At 48.9% G+C, this 17,231-nt stretch carries 13 protein-coding genes; 10 read left to right on the top strand and 3 right to left on the bottom strand.

Annotation, left to right across the window (positions count from 1 at the left end; genetic code table 11):
• The first annotated feature begins 228 nt into the window (after window positions 1-228).
• From ACN6MW_RS05965 to ACN6MW_RS05930, 8 genes are all read left to right on the top strand, one after another.
• Window positions 229-1,332 (top strand): MBL fold metallo-hydrolase, encoded by a 1,104-nt coding sequence (locus ACN6MW_RS05965; protein ID WP_419874632.1) that lies wholly within the window; start codon window positions 229-231, stop codon window positions 1,330-1,332.
• A 175-nt stretch (window positions 1,333-1,507) separates the two neighbouring features.
• Entirely contained in the window at window positions 1,508-2,575 is a 1,068-nt protein-coding gene (locus ACN6MW_RS05960) for a Gfo/Idh/MocA family protein (RefSeq protein WP_419874631.1), read from the top strand.
• Window positions 2,576-2,810: 235 nt separating this feature from the next.
• Window positions 2,811-4,430, top strand: coding sequence for an ABC-F family ATP-binding cassette domain-containing protein (locus ACN6MW_RS05955; RefSeq protein ID WP_308994216.1), 1,620 nt, complete (start codon window positions 2,811-2,813; stop codon window positions 4,428-4,430).
• A gap of 269 nt (window positions 4,431-4,699) precedes the next feature.
• On the top strand, window positions 4,700-5,704 hold the full coding sequence (locus ACN6MW_RS05950; RefSeq protein ID WP_419874630.1) for a LacI family DNA-binding transcriptional regulator: 1,005 nt from the start codon (window positions 4,700-4,702) through the stop codon (window positions 5,702-5,704).
• Between the two features lie 291 nt (window positions 5,705-5,995).
• Window positions 5,996-7,405 (top strand): ABC transporter substrate-binding protein, encoded by a 1,410-nt coding sequence (locus tag ACN6MW_RS05945; protein ID WP_419874629.1) that lies wholly within the window; start codon window positions 5,996-5,998, stop codon window positions 7,403-7,405.
• 170 nt (window positions 7,406-7,575) lie between these two features.
• Complete coding sequence (locus tag ACN6MW_RS05940; protein WP_419874628.1) at window positions 7,576-8,658, top strand: carbohydrate ABC transporter permease; 1,083 nt, start codon at window positions 7,576-7,578, stop codon at window positions 8,656-8,658.
• A gap of 1 nt (window position 8,659) precedes the next feature.
• A complete protein-coding gene (locus ACN6MW_RS05935; protein WP_419874627.1) occupies window positions 8,660-9,751 on the top strand; it encodes a carbohydrate ABC transporter permease in 1,092 nt (363 codons plus the stop codon).
• Between the two features lie 108 nt (window positions 9,752-9,859).
• Complete coding sequence (locus ACN6MW_RS05930; RefSeq protein ID WP_419874626.1) at window positions 9,860-11,521, top strand: glycoside hydrolase family 13 protein; 1,662 nt, start codon at window positions 9,860-9,862, stop codon at window positions 11,519-11,521.
• Window positions 11,522-11,616: 95 nt separating this feature from the next.
• Here ACN6MW_RS05930 and ACN6MW_RS05925 read toward each other — a convergent pair whose 3' ends face one another.
• The 3 genes from ACN6MW_RS05925 to ACN6MW_RS05915 are packed head-to-tail and all read right to left on the bottom strand — an operon-like array spanning window position 11,617 to window position 14,546.
• Window positions 11,617-12,435, bottom strand: a complete 819-nt coding sequence (locus ACN6MW_RS05925) for an ABC transporter ATP-binding protein (RefSeq protein ID WP_419874625.1) — start codon at window positions 12,433-12,435, stop codon at window positions 11,617-11,619.
• Window positions 12,436-12,490: 55 nt separating this feature from the next.
• A complete protein-coding gene (locus ACN6MW_RS05920; RefSeq protein ID WP_419874624.1) occupies window positions 12,491-13,537 on the bottom strand; it encodes a FecCD family ABC transporter permease in 1,047 nt (348 codons plus the stop codon).
• A gap of 1 nt (window position 13,538) precedes the next feature.
• Window positions 13,539-14,546 carry a FecCD family ABC transporter permease gene (locus tag ACN6MW_RS05915; protein WP_419874623.1) on the bottom strand — a complete coding sequence of 336 codons (1,008 nt, stop codon included), beginning with the start codon at window positions 14,544-14,546 and terminating at the stop codon, window positions 13,539-13,541.
• A gap of 241 nt (window positions 14,547-14,787) precedes the next feature.
• Here ACN6MW_RS05915 and ACN6MW_RS05910 point away from each other — a divergent pair, with 241 nt between their 5' ends.
• Both ACN6MW_RS05910 and ACN6MW_RS05905 read left to right on the top strand, forming a co-directional pair.
• On the top strand, window positions 14,788-15,786 hold the full coding sequence (locus tag ACN6MW_RS05910) for an ABC transporter substrate-binding protein (RefSeq protein ID WP_419874622.1): 999 nt from the start codon (window positions 14,788-14,790) through the stop codon (window positions 15,784-15,786).
• Window positions 15,787-16,055: 269 nt separating this feature from the next.
• The gene (locus ACN6MW_RS05905; RefSeq protein ID WP_419876280.1) at window positions 16,056-16,961 is read left to right on the top strand and encodes a cation diffusion facilitator family transporter; all 906 of its coding nucleotides are present in this window, start codon (window positions 16,056-16,058) and stop codon (window positions 16,959-16,961) included.
• Window positions 16,962-17,231: the final 270 nt, after the last annotated feature.

The following is a 17,231-nucleotide window of genomic DNA, read 5'->3' as shown; positions in this document are numbered from 1 at the left end:
TTCCGGCTTATAAGTAACATTTGCTGCGTCGAAAGCGTAGTCTTATGTGTAAAACTTATATATTCAAGTGTACCTGATTTTAGGGTTGGATGCTAACGGAGGAACGAATGGCTGTCCTTGTTCATTTGGCGGCCTGGGATTTTTACGTATAAATAACATATTTGCAATGTAAGCTGTCAGCTTGGTATCTTATAAAAACAACGGAATTTTGCGGGGAGGGATGAACGGTTGAGGTTAAAACGATTTGCAAACATAGACCCTATCGAGCAGCACACGTCGCTTAAGCAATTCAAGAGATGGCGCCAAGAACGCATTCGCAGGCTAAGAATGAAGGATTATTCATTCACCGTTCCGAATGTTGAGCCTGATATCGCATATTTGGAAAATAACCGAAAGTGGCCGTCCATCACTTGGGTGGGCCACTCGACCTTTTTCATACAATTTGGCGGTTTGAATATTATTACGGACCCGGTTTGGTCTACCCAAATGGCCTTCCAAAAAAGACTTTCTCCGCCGGGAATTCCAATTGAGGATGTTCCGCCGATCGATGTCGTCCTTATTTCCCATTCGCATTATGACCATCTGAATATAAATTCGCTGCGCAGGCTGATCGGTTCCAGGCATTTGCTGGTGCCGGCGGGCCTTGGCGCAAAGCTTAAGAAAAAGGGCTTCATCCGTATCCATGAGCTGCATTGGTGGGAATCCGTTATGTTAAACGGGGTCAAATTCACCTTCGTGCCTTCTCAGCATTCGACTAGGCGTAATCCATGGGATACGAACAGCTCGCATTGGGGCGGCTTTATCATTGAACGTCCAACCTCGCGCAGCGGGAAGCTTGCAGGCCGCGTTAGCGGATTGGCTGCGGAGCCAAATACGGCGGACGGCTCGGAGGCTCAAGCGCAGATCGCAAGCACTGCCGAACCGGCAACGGAGCGTCTGCATCCGTTTTTTAACGAGCGGGGCCAAGCAGAACGGCCAATCATATCCGATTTTCCAACGATTTATTTTGCCGGTGACAGCGGCTATTTTCAAGGCTTTAAGGAGATCGGACGACGATATCCCATAGACGTCGCGCTTCTGCCGATCGGGGCATACGAACCGGAATGGTTCATGGCGCCGCAGCATATCACGCCGGAGCAAGCGCTTCAGGCTTTCGAGGATCTGGCGGCCAAATGGTTCGTTCCTATGCATTACGGCGCTTTTAAACTGGCGGATGATACGCCTCGCGAGGCGCTTGACCGACTGGAGGCAGAGCGCAGAAAACGCCGCATTCCGGATGGGCAGATTCTAACGCTGCCGCTCGGAGAGACTTGGCGTTTGTCGGGAAAATAACAAACGCGAACAAATGCACGCCAAATTCGCGCAATGACGACGGTGGACGAACAAGGTATACTGATCAAGAGCTTATATCGGAAATAGATAACGAAGTGAGGTTTGCATTCGCAAACCTAAGCGAAATCTTACGAAGTGAGGTTTGCATGCGCAAACCTTGGAGGAGGAGCAATAAATGAGTCAAGCTAACATACGTCTCGGCGTGATCGGCGCAGGCGCGATCGGCAGCATTCATATGCAGACGTTCAATAAGGTGGAAGGCATCGACGTCGTGGCGGTTACGGACGTATACCTTCCGCTTGCCGAGCAGCGAGCAGCGGAGCACGGCATCCAGACGGTTCATGCAAGCCCGCAAGCGCTGCTGGAGGATCCGACAATCGATGCAGTCGTTATCGGCGTGCCGAACAACTACCATGCGGCACTTGCGATAGAAGCGCTTAAGCAGGGCAAGCATGTCCTTTTGGAGAAGCCAATGGCTATTAATTCCGATGCTGCGCGCGAGATCGTAGAGGAAGTGGAGAAATCCGGCAAAGTTCTGATGATGTCGCATCAAATGCGCTGGACGGGACTAAGCCGGGCGCTTAAGCAGCGGATCGACAACGGCGACGTAGGACAGGTTTATAACGCGAAGGCGGGCTGGTTCCGCAAGAAAGGCATACCTGGCTGGGGCTCTTGGTTTACTCGGAAGGATCAATCGGGCGGCGGACCGCTGATCGATATCGGCGTTCATATGCTTGACTTATCCCTATACCTCATGGGCAACCCGAAGCCAGTGTCGGTTTACGGTACTACCTATGCGGAATTTGGACCCAACCGCCAGGGAATCGGGAGCTGGGGAACACCGAATTGGGACGGATACTACGACGTAGAGGATCTAGCTTCAGCTTTAATCAAGCTTGATAACGGTGCGACATTATCGCTGGAAGTAAGTTGGGCGGCGCATGCGGCATTTTTGTCGGAGGAGCCTTTCATCCATTTGATGGGGACCCAGGGAGGCGTTGCGATCGTGGGTAATTACGGCAAGTACGTTACCCATGCCGAAACCGGCGTTGCTGAAAGCGATATTGAGCCGCTTGACGGAGAAGAGGATCGGATTCTTATGAGCCGGCATTTTGTCGAGTGCATCCGAGAGGGCAAACAGCCGATAACATCGGCGCTTTCGGGTTATACGAATAACCGCATTCTTGATGCTATCTATGAATCATCCCGCACAGGCAACGAAGTGAAGCTAAACTGGGATTAAGGCAGCCGCTTCGCGATCATGTACCATAAGATAAGCCTTCCCTAAAGCGACGACGTCTGTTGCTTGCTTAGGGAAGGTTTTTTGTGCTTTCCCATTGCACCCAAAACACTGCATTAATGCAGCGCAGCCGGCTGTTTAAGCGGCAGCAAGCCAAAAGAAGGTTCGGTTTCCGCGGATACTGTGGTATAATAGTTCGAGATAAAGTGATTTTGTAGTGAAGGACGGGATTAAACGAATGATTAGCACAAGTGGCATAACGCTCCGTTACGGGAAGCGGGCGCTTTTTGAAGATGTAAGCATTAAGTTCACGCCGGGCAACTGTTACGGCTTGATCGGCGCTAACGGCGCAGGCAAATCGACCTTTCTAAAAATATTATCCGGTGAAGTAGAACAATCGCACGGAGAAGTGCATATAACGCCGGGCGAACGGTTAGCCGTTCTAAAGCAGAACCATTATGAATACGACGAGTCCGTTGTTCTTGAGACGGTTATGATGGGTCATAAGCGCCTTTACGAGGTAATGAAGGAGAAGGACGCTTTGTACGCGAAAGCGGACTTCACCGACGAGGACGGCATGCGTGCCGGTGAGCTTGAAGCGGATTTCGCTGACATGAACGGCTGGGAAGCAGAGTCGGAAGCGGCGGAGATGCTTAACGGCCTTGGCATTACGCCTGATCTGCATGACAAGAAAATGGCAGAGCTAAGCGGCAATGAGAAGGTTCGCGTTTTGCTTGCGCAAGCATTGTTCGGCGCACCGAACATTCTATTGCTCGATGAGCCTACCAACCACTTGGACATCGAGTCCATCCGTTGGCTGGAAGATTTCCTTGCTGATTATCAGGGCACGGTTATCGTTGTCAGCCATGACAGGCATTTCCTGAATACCGTATGTACGCATATCGCGGATATTGACTTCGGTAAAATCCAAATGTATGTCGGCAACTACGACTTCTGGTACGAATCCAGCCAGCTTGCTTTGCAGCTGATGCGCGGTGAGAACAAGAAGAAGGAAGACAAAATCAAAGAGCTTCAAGCGTTTATTCAACGTTTTAGCGCGAATAAATCGAAAGCGAAGCAAGCGACGTCAAGACAAAAGCTGCTTGAAAAAATTTCGCTTGACGATATTCGTCCATCGAATCGTAAGTACCCGTTTATCCTCTTCAAAGGGGAGCGCGAAGCCGGCAAGCAGCTGCTGCTCGTTGACGGCTTGACCAAGTCCATCGATGGCGAGAAAGTGATCGACAATCTGACGATCGCGCTTAACAAAGGCGATAAGGTCGCTTTTGTTGGCCCGAACAGCTTGCCCAAAACTTTGCTTTTCCAACTGCTTGTTGGCGAAGTTGAGGCGGATGCAGGCAGTTACTCATGGGGCGTAACAACGTCTCAGGCTTATTTCCCGAAAGACAACTCGCCATATTTTGATGGCGTTGATTTGAATCTCGTGGAATGGCTTCGTCAATACTCGAAGGATCCGGACGAGACTTTCATCCGCGGCTTCCTTGGCCGTATGCTGTTCTCTGGCGATGACGCGATGAAGAAAGCCAGCGTATTGTCCGGGGGCGAGAAGGTTCGCTGCATGCTCTCCAAGATGATGCTTGAAGGCGCGAACGTATTTATTCTCGACGAACCAACGAATCACTTGGATCTTGAATCCATTACGGCGCTTAATAACGGTTTGACGGATACGGATTGTACCGTTCTGTTCACCTCGCATGACCATCAGTTCGTTCAAACGATCGCTAACCGCATCGTTGAGATTACGCCTAACGGCGTGATTGACCGGATGATGACCTATGATGAGTACCTTGAAAGTGCTGAAGTAAAAGCGCTTCGCGAGCGTATGTACGCGGTATAAGCCGCCCATTTTTAAGAGTGTCCGGCGTAAGGGAAACCTTGCGGCTGGACGCTCTTTTTTTGTATTTAACCAATAAAGTCCCTTATAGGAAAACGAAGGGGACGAGTTTTGTAATTTATGGTTGCAAAGTGCGCGGATAGAGATTATACTATCGTTGAAAAGGTTTTCAGAAAAGCTTTTCAGAAAGCCCTTACAAAATAATAACGTTCAGATGGAGCAAACTCAGTGTAGCTTTATATATTCTTATTCAGCAAGAAAGGCGTGCACCTATGAAATCAACCATACGCGATGTCGCAAAATACGCGAATGTATCCATCAGCACGGTTTCCCGGGTTATGAATGCTCCGGATTCGGTTGTGGAGGAAAAGCGGATGAAGGTATTGGAAGCTATCGAAGCGCTTCAATACCAGCCGAATGGATTTGCAAGAGGGTTAATTTACAAAAAATCCGATACGCTCGGCGTGATGATCCCCGATATTGAGAACCCTTATTATGCCGGCTTAATTCGGGGAATGCAGGATGCTGCTGTAATGCTCAATCATAGTCTGATGATTTGTAATACGGATAGAGATAAGAAGCGTACAATCGCATATGTCCAAAATTTCTTTGAAAAGCAAGTAGATGGCATCATCTTTGCGAGCGATTCTTTACATGAAGAATATTACGAGGAGATGCAGCGTTATCGACTGCCCTTCGTGCTTGCCTCAACAAATGCTCCCGAATATGATATTCCTTCGGTTGACATTGATGATGAACAGGCGGCTTATGAAGCCGTTAAGTATTTATTGGAATCGGGTCATCGCCAAATTGGTATGGTAAGTTTTCCGTTGGGCGATACCATATCCGGAATGCCGCGCTGCGCTGGTTACAAAAAAGCACTGCAAGAGTTCGGGATCATGAGTGATGAGGCGGATATCGAGTTTGCTGTGCATCGGTTTGAACATGCTTATGATGCGGCAGAAAGGCTGCTTTCGCGCAACCGGGAATATACGGCCATTTTTGCGGCATCCGATGAATTTGCAATGGGAGTCATCTCCTATTTACGGGATCATGGAAAATCGGTGCCTGGCGACATATCAGTTATCGGATTCGATAATATTCGCATGGCTCAAATGTTCATTCCTAAGCTGACGACGATTGACCAGCCGACCTATGACATCGGGTATCGCTCGGTTCAGAAGCTGCATGAGCTCATAACGACTGGCAAAGTAGCCGAACTCAGAGAAAAGCTTCCTCATCAATTGATCGTGCGGGAATCTACCAAGTCCACCTAAACAGAAACAAGGAACAGTTTTGAGAAGATGAATCGTTGGATTATCCAGCGAAAAGGTAATCTTTCTTAAAAGAGCGAGCTGTTCCACGCGTCTCTGAAAAGCTTTTCAAAACCTTAATAAAAACGGTTTCTTATTCTAGGACAATTATTCAATGGGTGTGTAGGCATAAAAAGACCCAATATTGGCATTTTAAAGGGGGTGATGTTACTACTCGAGATCTAAATGTTTTCAGATGATTCGATCGGGCCATGAAAGTGTAAGGTAATTACTGTATTACTTAAATATGAAAGGATGAGGTCTGTGAATTCGAAAAAAACAAAGAAAGCATTGCCTTCGTTTTTATTAATGCTGGTCATCGCGATGACGATTACGGCATGCGGAGGAAATAATAATGCAAATAACGGAGCAAATACGCCGACAGATAAACCGGAAGAAACTGCTGAGGGCGGAAATGCCGGAGCAGCTGGCGACAGTGCGCTGGCTCAGGCGATGAACGGTGATTTCAAAGGTAAAAAAGTAACGATGTTCGGTCCGTTTACGGATGCGGATGAAGTGAAATTCACTGAAAGCATCAAAGCATTCGAAGAGAAAACAGGCATTGATATTGCTTATGAAGGATCAAAAGAATTCGAAGCTACGATCTCTGTTCGAGTAAACGGCGGCAACGCGCCTGATATTGCGGACTTCCCGCAGCCGGGCTTGCTGAAAGGCTTCGTAAACTCCGGTAAGGTTATTGATGTGAAATCATTCCTTAACGATGAGTATTTGAAGAAACAGTACAACCAAAGCTGGCTCGACATGGCAACCATGCAGGGTGCAAGCGGCGACGTTATGGCAGGAGTATGGGCGCGCAGCAGCGTGAAAAGCCTAGTATGGTACAACAAAAAAGCATTTGCGGATGCAGGCTATACCGTGCCTAAAACGTGGGCTGAGCTTATGGCTTTGACGGATCAGATTGCAAAAGACGGCGATCCGGCTTGGAGCATCGGCATTGAGAGCGGAACAGCTACAGGCTGGGCGGCTACCGACTGGATGGAAGATATCATGCTTCGTACGACTACACCTGAAAACTATGACAAATGGTTGTCCGGTGAGCTTCCTTTCACGGATCCTATCGTTAAAAATGCTGCGGAAAAAATGGCTGAAATTTGGTTTAACGAAGATTATGTATACGGCGGACGCAAATCCATCGCAACAACATCTTTCGGAGATTCCGTTAAACCGCTGTTCGATAATCCGCCAAAAGCTTGGCTGCACCGTCAAGCGGGCTTTATTACAAGCTTCTTCCCGGAAGGTTTGACAGCTGACGATTATGATTGGTTCCCATTGCCGGCGATTGACGAGCAATATGGCCAACCAGCGCTGATCTCGGGCGATATTTATGCCATGTTCAATGACCGTCCAGAGGTTCGTGCCGTAATGGAGTTCTTCACGACAGGCGAATCGCTGAAATCATGGATTCAAACGGGTGGCGTAACGGCGCCAATGAACGATGCGGATCCTTCCTGGTATCCGAACGACCAAGAGCGCAGAATGGCAGAATTCGTGAAAACGGCAGATACGATTCGTTTTGACGGATCCGACTTAATGCCGGGCGCTGTAGGAGCAGGTACATTCTGGAAAGGCATGACCGACTGGGTCAGCGGAACGGTTGATCTGGATACGGCTTTGAAAGAAATTCAAGCGGGTTGGAAAAAATAAATAACAGCTAAAAAGGATCTCGCGGGGCTGCCAGCCGGAAGGTGACAGCCCCGCGATCATCTGAAATCTGGCGTGGTAAGCACATGCTTACGAAGTAAGGTTTGCTTCACAAACCTAAGCACATGCTTACGAAGTAAGGTTTGCTTCACAAACCTTTAAGGAGGATTCATATGGAATTACAGGCTAGGAAAGGCAATGCTCTGCGTCTACTGTTGTTATCCGTGCTGGTGCCAGCTTTGAATATTGCCGTTCACTGGTGCATATTTTTGTTCTTTCGCGATTCCAGTTTGCCGCCCGTACTGAATGCGGTATTGGCTGTCCTTTGGGGAGCGCTGGGCATCTATTCTATTTACTACTCTTTTAACTGGGTAGTCGAACAATATCCGGATCAATGGAAGCGAAGAATATTGCCTTTTGTATTTGTTGGACCAGCGGTGCTGCTGCTAGGCTGGCTGTTGGTTTTTCCAACGCTGCGGACTCTATATTTAAGCTTTTTTGATGCAGGCTCGGTTAATTTTGTAGGTTTCGCTAACTATATGGCCGTATTTACGGATCGGCTGCTCCTTATGGCGCTTCGCAATAACTTACTGTGGGTATTTTTTGGCACATTAGCTTGCGTAAGTTTAGGTCTGCTCATTGCGATTTTGGCTGACCGAAGCAGCTTCGAGAAGCTGGCTAAGGGACTCATCTTTATGCCGATGGCCATCTCGTTCGTTGCCGCAGGCGTCATTTGGAAGTTTATTTATTACTACCAGCCAGGAAATGAACAAATCGGTTTACTTAACGCAATCGTCGTGAAATTCGGAGGCGAGCCCCAGGCTTGGCTCAGTATGATTCAGCCTTGGAATAACCTGTTTCTGATCGCCATTCTGATTTGGATGCAAACAGGCTTTGCGATGGTGATTTTCTCTGCAGCGATTAAGAGCATTCCGGAGGATATGCTGGAGGCTGCCCGCATGGACGGCGCAGGCGAGGTCCGGATTTTCTTCAAGATCATGATTCCTTATATTGCAGGCACCTTGCTGTCGGTAACAACCACAATTATTGTTTTTACGCTAAAAATATTCGATGTCGTTATGATCATGACTGGCGGACAGTATGAGACGGACGTTGTAGCTACGCAGTTCTATCGTCAGCTCTTTATGTACCAAAATGCAGGCTATGGCTCGACCTTGGCGATCGTATTGTTAATAGCGGTCATACCGGTCATTATCATCAACCTGCGCCAGTTCCGCAGAGAGGGGGGCTTCTAAGATGAGCAAGAACAAAAAAATTCGCAAGTCCAAATGGCTCGTGAATACCGTGCTCGCCATCATCTGTCTCATCTGGACGATCCCGACGCTCGGTCTTCTCGTATCCTCTTTCCGGCCTGCCGCTGACATTCTGTCAACAGGCTGGTGGAATATATTGCCCCATCGCGATTGGCAAACATCGGAGCAGCTTCAGCTGCCCAAGGATACCGATCTTCGCGAGCCGATTAAGGTAAACGGCTTAACCTTTACGGATGATCAGCTGCGGGAAGGGGTAGAGGTCGACGGTGAACGGCTAATTTGGGAAAACCGGCGGGCTCGGCTACTGAATGTCCAGGATAAGCAGTGGACGGTCATTTCCCGTTTTACGACACAGAACTATGAGACGGTCCTTGGAGGGAAAACCTACTCCATTACGATGCCGGATGGGACAACGAAGACAGAGAAGGGCAGCGGCATGTCGCGTTCCTTCTGGAATACGATTGCGGTTACCATCCCTGCGACGGTGATTCCGATCTTTATTGCTTCCTTTGCGGCCTATGCTTTTGCATGGCTTCGCTTTCCGGGCAGGAAGACGCTGTTTGTTATCGTCATTGCATTGCTGGTTGTTCCGCTTCAGGTGGCGCTTATTCCGATTTTGCGTGACTATACGTCGCTGGGGCTTAACGGAACGTACTTCGGCATATGGCTCGCGCATACCGCATTCGGTTTGCCGCTGATTACTTATTTTATGTACACGTCAATCAGCCAGCTGCCGAAGGATTTGTTCGAATCGGCCTTTATGGACGGGGCAACGAACTTTACGATCTTTAGCAAGCTAATTTTGCCGTTGTCCGTTCCAGCGCTCGCATCGATCAGTATTTTTCAGTTTTTATGGGTATGGAATGATTACTTGATATCGCTTATTTTCCTCGGCAGCCAGCCGGAGGTACAAGTTTTGTCCATGAACATTGCGAATATGGTCGGTTCGAGAGGAAATGACTGGCATCTGCTGACAGCTGCCGCATTCGTTTCGATGCTGATGCCTTTAGCCGTATTTTTCGGATTGCAAAGATATTTTGTTCGGGGCATGCTCGGCGGCTCGATCAAAGGCTAAACAGGATTATTCCGGCAGGAAAAGAATGGCGCATCGTTTGGGCGGGTGTCCGAGCATGCGCCATTCCTATATAAAAATTGATGAATGAAGAGAAGAGGAGAGAGTGACATGGAGGTAAAGCCGGCATGGTGGAAGGAATCGGTCGTATATCAGGTTTATTGGCGGAGCTTCCGTGATACGAACGGGGATGGAATCGGCGATCTTAAAGGCGTGATTGAGAAGCTGGATTATATTCAATCGCTCGGCGTAACGATGGTATGGATAAATCCGTTTAATGAATCGCCGGATAAGGACAACGGTTATGACGTTTCCGATTATTATGCGGTAATGAATAAAGCCGGCACGATGGAGGACTTCGAATTATTGGTGGAACAGACGCATGCGCGAGGGATGAAGCTCATGATGGATGTGGTCGTGAATCATACCTCGGACCGCCATCCGTGGTTTATTGAATCGCGCTCCTCGATCAGCAATCCAAAAAGAGATTGGTATATTTGGAAGGATGGCAAGGACGGTAAACCGCCAACGAATTGGCGTTCCTATTTCAATCCGTCAAGCTGGGAGCTGGATGAGACAACGGGGCAGTATTACATGCATTCCTTTGCTACTGAGCAGCCCGATCTGAATTGGGCGAATCAAGAGATGAGAGCCGAGTTATACAAAATGCTGCGTTTTTGGCTCGACAAGGGAGTGGACGGTCTTCGTCTCGATGCCCTGGCGCTGCTGGCAAAACCGGAGCTGTTGACGGATGTGGAGGATCCTCGCGATATTCGGTATTTAACTCATAATCCCGGCCTTCATGATTATCTGCAGGAAATGAATCAAGAAGTATTTAGGCACTATGATCTGATGACCGTCGGAGAAATTGCTTTCGCAACGCCAGAGACAGGTCCCTTGTTCGTGGATGAGGAGCGTCAGGAGCTGAATACGCTGTTTCATTTCGAGGTTGCTGATGAAATGCCGGAGTGGGACATGCTGCGTTTTAAGCGTATTCAACAATCCTGGGCAGAAGCGTTGGCAGGCCGCGGCTTTGGCTCGCAGTTTCTGAACAACCATGATCATACGAGGCAGGTATCGCGCTACGGCAATGACCAAGAGTACCGGGTGGAATCAGCAAAGATGCTCGGCATGATGATCCATACGCTCCCTGGAATTCCCTACATTTATCAGGGAGAAGAGATTGGAATGACAGGCGTAAGATATGAGACGATAGGCGATTACCAGGATATCGCTATGCTGAATAAGTATGTAGAAGAGGTCGGCAAAGGAGGGGATCCGGCAGCGGTATTCCGTGATTTGCAGCCGCTTAGCCGGGATAATTCCAGGACGCCGATGCAGTGGGACGGCACACCGAATGCAGGCTTTGGCAGCGAGAAGCCTTGGATTAAAGTCAATCCGAATTATACGGAAATCAACGTAGAACAAGCAGAGAGCGATCCGAATTCCGTATTGGCGTTTTACAGAAAGCTCATAGCACTGCGAAAAACCAATCCGGTCATGGTCTACGGAGATTTCACCGACATCAGCGAAGAAGATCCTCATCTATACGTTTATGTGCGCGAATATGAAGGCGCGGAATGGATTGTGCTGTTGAACCACAGCAATGAGTCCAACCTATTTACTTTTTCAGAGACGTATTTCGGCAGTGATTTGATAACCCTGGAGCTGGTGCTGGGCAACTATGAGCAGACAACAGAGAGCTGGAACGATGAGAAGCGAAGCATGGAGCTGAGGCCGCATGAGGGAAGGATTTATAAGGTCAATTCCTAGTGATGAAAGCTAGCGGCATTAGGATGGAAGTCGAGAAAAAGAGCCTGCTCCGGTTGGAGACAGGCTCTTTCTTATGGGGAGCGTTGTGTAAGAGCTCACTTATAAACAAGCTCTTGAGCGATCGGCAGCTTTCTGCCCTTGCCGTAAGGGATGCAGAGCGGCGTACCGAAGATCGGGTCAGCCGTAATCTGGCATTCCATATCGAATACGTCACGGATAAGCTGTTCGTTCATGATTGTTTCCGGTTTGCCTTGCGCATGGATGCGGCCGTCTTTTACGGCAACGATATGATCGGCATACCGGCATGCGAGATTAATATCATGCAGCACCATTACGATGGTCCGTTTCTCTTGCTGATTTAAGTCGAACAGTAAATCAAGAATTTCGATCTGATGTGCCATGTCGAGATACGTTGTAGGCTCGTCAAGCAAAATGGTAGGCGTATTTTGCGCCAGAGTCATCGCTATCCAAGCGCGTTGGCGCTGGCCGCCAGAGAGCGAATCCACCGAACGTGAGGAAAGTTCGTCCATGTGCGTTACGGCAAGTGCCTTCTTCACCATCTTCTCATCCTCGTGCGACCATTGCTGAAGCCAGCTTTGGTAGGGGTAACGCCCTTGCTTCACCAGCTGATGGACGGTTAATCCTTCAGGAGCGATAGGGCCCTGCGGCAGGATGGCAAGCCGTCTGGCGATTTCTTTGCTTGAGAGCTTGGCAATTTCGGTGCCATCGAGCAAAATAGAGCCTTCCTGCGGCTTTAAGAGGCGTGCAAGAGAACGGAGCAGCGTCGATTTGCCGCAGCCGTTGCTGCCAATGAACACCGTAATTTTTCCCGGAGGAACAAGCAAATCAAGATTATTGAAAATTTCCTTTTGCCCATACGACAAAGTCAGGTTTTTCGCTTGAATGGAGGACACGAGAAGCACTCCTTTGTATTTTGAATTTATTTTAAAGTGAATGCCCTAGCGGCCGTTACGCACCGTTGCGGTGACGGTACAGCAAATAGATGAAGAAAGGGGCCCCAATTGCCGCGGTAAACACGCCGGCGGGAATATCGAGCGGAATGAATGCCACCCTCGCGACAAGATCCGATAACAATAATACGAGGGAACCAATCAAAGCGGAAACCGGGATCACGCCTCCATAGGATGGCCCGACAAGCTTGCGCGCGATATGGGGAGCCATGAGGCCGATAAAATTGATCGCTCCGCCGATCGCAACCGCTGCTCCGGCAAGCGCTACGCTAATGATGAGTAAAATGGTCCGTTTAACCTGGACAGAGCTGCCTACGCTCGCAGCAACCTCGTCACCAAGCTCCTGTACATTAAGATGGCGGGCATAGATAAGCGCAATCGGTAAAAGCACGATAATCCAAGGCAGCAGGGTTGCTACATCTCTTTCCCAGGAAACGCCGTATATGCTGCCTGTCATAAACGTGAAGGCTTTGACGGCGACGGCAGTCGGCGTAAAGGATGCCGTAAGGATGAGCATATAAGTAACCGCTGTTAACGCGGTAGCCATGCCAATGCCGATGAGAACGAGCCGAAGCGGCGTGATGCCTCGGCGGTAGGCGAATAAGTATATAAGGAACGCAGCGGCAAACGCGCCTAGAATTGCGCTCAGCGGCATGAAGCGAATGCTGGCATGCGAGAAGTACAAAATAAATATGACCGTGCCTAGAGAGGCGCCTCCCGATATGCCAATAATGTCCGGGGAGGTCAGCGGGTTGCGTACGATCCCTTGAAGCAAAGCGCCGGATACGGCAAGTGCCGAACCCACCATTACGGCAATCAAAACGCGAGGCATCCGAAGCGAGAAGATAATCATCGAATCGGAAGAATCCGCGTTCCCCAGAAACGCGCGTATGACGGTGACAGGGGTTATCGTTTTGCTTCCCAGCCCTACGCAAACGATGACTGCAGCCACATTAACCAGGAATAATAAAATAATCATCATAATGGTACGGCGCTCTAGTTGAAAGGAATGCTTGCGTCCTCTAATCGTAATCCAATTATTCATCTTAGGAACGGCCTCCTCTTCTGGCGATAAAGACGAAGAAAGGAACGCCGATGATAGCCGTCATAATTCCAACCGGAACTTCCTTCGGAAAAGAAATATAGCGCGAACCGATGTCGGCCGCCAGCAGCAGAACGCTGCCATACACTGCGCAATAAGGGATAACCCAGCGATAGTCGATGCCAACCAAGTAGCGCATCAGATGAGGCACGATGATGCCTACGAAAGCGATCGGTCCGGCCATAGAGACCGAGCCACCTGCGAGTAAAACGATAACGATACCCGCGGCTAGTTTAATATAGACGGTTTTTTGGCCAAGCCCCACAGCCACGTCTTCTCCGAGAGTAAGCACATTCATATGTCTTGCAAGGACAATTGCGCCGATCAAGGCTATTCCCATATAGGGAGCAGCAGCCGTGAATATGTGCAAGTCCCGGCCTGCGACTGAACCGACAAACCAATACAGCACCTGATCGAACGTTTGTCCGCTCGTCAGAAGAACGCCTAATGAAAGGGAAGAGAAGAACGCGGTTAAAGCTGCTCCTGCGAGCGTAACCTTAAGCGGGGTCAAGCCGTCATTTCCGATAGAACCCAGGGTATAGACAAGAGCAGCGGTAAAAGCCGCGCCAATGAAGGCAAGCGTCGCAAAGGTCGTTAAACCGCTCGCTCCGAAAAAAGCCGAGCCGATAACAATGAAAAAGGCTGCTCCCGCATTTATGCCGAATAGGCTGGGCGATGCCAACTGATTCCGTGTGATGCCTTGCATAAGTGACCCGGCAACGGCAAGGCTTGCTCCCGCGGTGGCAGCGATAAGCGCACGCGGCATTCTAGCGGTCTGAATAATAAGATGCTCCTGGGAGCCATCGAACGATCGGTAAGAATCCAAGATGGTACGCCAGCTGATATTGGTTACTCCGTAAGCGATGCTGCAGACGATACCCGCGGCAAAAAGAAGCAGTCCCACGATAAGCCCTGCCGTTCTTTGAGTACGCGTATGTAATAGTGTATCCATAATGTCCTCTTTCCCCAGTATCAAGTATGATGAGAAAATCCATATTTTATAGGATGTGCTTAAGCTATGCGGTTGTCGAATAATATTAGGACTACTACAACATTTTAGGGGATTGAATGGATAGTGTCAATGAAGTTGAAAATCATTATCAATAATTATTGACATTGGCTTGCGTCGCTGGTATAGTTTCGTTTGGGGATAACATTGAGAATGATTTTCATCATGAAGGGGAGAAAATAAAATGTTTCATTTATTAACGAAGAAATTAACTTGGACAGCAACCACAGTCTTGCTTGCGCTAACCGTAGTCGTATCGGGCTGCGGCCAATCCGGGTCAAACAATAGCAAAGAAAATGCCGCTGCCACCAATGAACCGGGGGCGTCGAACGCGGCAGAAGCAAGAGTTGTCACGCATGCAATGGGCGAAGCCAAAATCGAAGGAACGCCGGAGCGCATTGTCGTATTGACGAATGAAGGAACGGAAGCGCTTCTTGCCCTTGGTGTGAAACCGGTTGGCGCCGTGAAATCTTGGACAGGCGAGCCTTGGTACGAGCACATTAAAGCAGATATGGAAGGCGTAACGGTAGTCGGGGACGAAAGCCAGCCGAATATGGAGCTGATCGCGAGCCTTAAACCGGATCTTATTATCGGTAATAAATTGCGCCAGGAAAAAGTATACGATCAGCTTAATGCAATCGCGCCTACCGTTTTTTCGGAAACGCTGCGCGGCGAATGGCAGTCGAACTTCAAATTGTATGCTGATGCTATCGGCAAAAAGACAGAAGGGGACAGAGTCATTGCCGACTATGACAGCCGCACTGCCGACTTTAAGAGCAAAGCAGGCGATAAGCTGAACCAAAAGGTTTCCGTCGTTCGTTTTATGGCAGGCAAAACACGCATTTACTTAGAAGATACGTTTACGGGCGTCGCATTCTCGAAGCTTGGCATCACGCGTCCGGATAACCAGAAGTACAAAGATACCTTTGTCGAAGAAATCACGAAGGAACGCCTTCCTGAAGTTGATGCGGATATGCTCTTCTACTTCACGTATGAGACCGGTGACGGCAAAGGCACGCAAATGGAAGAAGAAATGCTGAAAGATCCGCTATGGCAAAGCCTTGAGGTCGTGAAAAACAATAAAGCGATCCGAGTAAGCGATGCGATATGGAACACGGCGGGCGGCGTAATCGCGGCTAATCTAATGCTTGATGAGCTTTATAAAATTTATGAAATCAATTAAATGCATGAAGGACGAACAGCCGGATGATATCATCCGGCTGTTTTTTTGTGAGCCTTAAGCGAACAAGCGATTCGGACCATCGTCCGGAGCGCTTTATTTGGTAAGCCGAAGAAAAAAAGCCGCTGCGGATTGTTGCGTCGATGCATAAAAGTACGTACCTGGTAAACACTGTTTCTCTAGACCCACATGGGTTCATTCGGGTATGATACCGATAGGTTACAGGGGTGCTTGAGAATAATTACGCTTTTACGTTTGGGAGGGTATTGAAGCTGAATCAGTATGAAGAGATTAAACAGGGCGAGAAGGGTGCCTGGGTGAGTATCGGCGCTTACTTGGCTTTATCTGCCCTTAAGCTCGTTGCTGGCTACTGGTTTGTGTCGGGGGCTCTCGTGGCAGACGGCTTTAACAATTTAACGGATATTGTGGCATCGGCTGCCGTATTGATTGGCCTCCGCATCTCGCAAAAACCGCCGGACAAGGATCACCCTTACGGACATTTCCGCGCGGAGACGATCGCGGCGCTTATTGCTTCCTTTATTATGGCGACGGTTGGCATTCAAGTGCTCATCAGCGCCGTAAAATCCTTGTTTGCTACGGATCACCATGTTCCGAATTTAACCTCGGCATGGATCGCATTGTTCGCAGCTGCATGTATGGGCGGCGTTTATGTTTATAATCGCAGGCTGGCACTGCGCATTAACAATCAAGCCTTGTTGGCTGCCGCCAAAGATAATTTATCAGATGCATTAGTCAGTATTGGTGCGGCAATCGGCATCATTGGCGCGCAGTTCGGCCTTCCTTGGCTGGATCCCGTTGCTGCGCTTGCTGTAGGCGCTATTATCTGCAAGACGGCATGGGAGATCTTTTACAGCTCCACGCATGCGCTTACCGATGGTTTTGATGAAAACGAGCTTTCCTCTCTGCGTACGACAATCGCCAAGACTAAGGGCGTGAAGTCCATAAAGGATATTAAGGCCAGAGTCCACGGAAGCCATGTGCTTGTGGATGTGATTGTACAGGTCGATCCCGAGCTGACGCTAATTGAAAGTCACCGCATCAGCGACGAGATTGAGCATCGTATGGGTAGAAAGCACAATATAATGAGTGTTCACGTTCACGTTGAGCCTCATGAATTAGCTGAGAATATTGAACTATCGCTAACGGAAAAACACTGATTAGAACCGGTAATTGTTACCAAACGCTTTCTTTTGAGAATTATGTGGATACAAAGGCCTGTACCGAGGTTTGAATCTAAAGGCCTAACTGTGTAGGAGATCTCTTCGATAGCCCAGGAAGTATAGAGTTGAATCGCATAGAAAATAGGCGTAAAGGCATCTCCTTAATGGAAATGCCTTTTTTGCATTATTTTACAGCGGGTTTATATGTCTTCCAACTCATTTCATAATATCGGTAAATAGGCGGAATGGACGATACTTGTCTCTCTC

It is taken from the genome of Pristimantibacillus sp. PTI5, from assembly GCF_048572955.1.
GTDB lineage: Bacteria > Bacillota > Bacilli > Paenibacillales > Paenibacillaceae > Pristimantibacillus.
Note: the sequence above shows the minus strand (reverse complement) of the source record. Positions and strands in the feature narration are given on the sequence as shown.

Coding starts and splice junctions, on each gene's coding strand:
- ACN6MW_RS05960 (WP_419874631.1), top strand. CDS start 1,508: ATGAGTCAAGCTAACATACGTCTCGGCGTGATCGGCGCAGGCGCGATC.
- ACN6MW_RS05955 (WP_308994216.1), top strand. CDS start 2,811: ATGATTAGCACAAGTGGCATAACGCTCCGTTACGGGAAGCGGGCGCTT.
- ACN6MW_RS05950 (WP_419874630.1), top strand. CDS start 4,700: ATGAAATCAACCATACGCGATGTCGCAAAATACGCGAATGTATCCATC.
- ACN6MW_RS05945 (WP_419874629.1), top strand. CDS start 5,996: ATGAGGTCTGTGAATTCGAAAAAAACAAAGAAAGCATTGCCTTCGTTT.
- ACN6MW_RS05940 (WP_419874628.1), top strand. CDS start 7,576: ATGGAATTACAGGCTAGGAAAGGCAATGCTCTGCGTCTACTGTTGTTA.
- ACN6MW_RS05935 (WP_419874627.1), top strand. CDS start 8,660: ATGAGCAAGAACAAAAAAATTCGCAAGTCCAAATGGCTCGTGAATACC.
- ACN6MW_RS05930 (WP_419874626.1), top strand. CDS start 9,860: ATGGAGGTAAAGCCGGCATGGTGGAAGGAATCGGTCGTATATCAGGTT.
- ACN6MW_RS05920 (WP_419874624.1), bottom strand. CDS start 13,537: ATGAATAATTGGATTACGATTAGAGGACGCAAGCATTCCTTTCAACTA.
- ACN6MW_RS05915 (WP_419874623.1), bottom strand. CDS start 14,546: ATGGATACACTATTACATACGCGTACTCAAAGAACGGCAGGGCTTATC.
- ACN6MW_RS05910 (WP_419874622.1), top strand. CDS start 14,788: ATGTTTCATTTATTAACGAAGAAATTAACTTGGACAGCAACCACAGTC.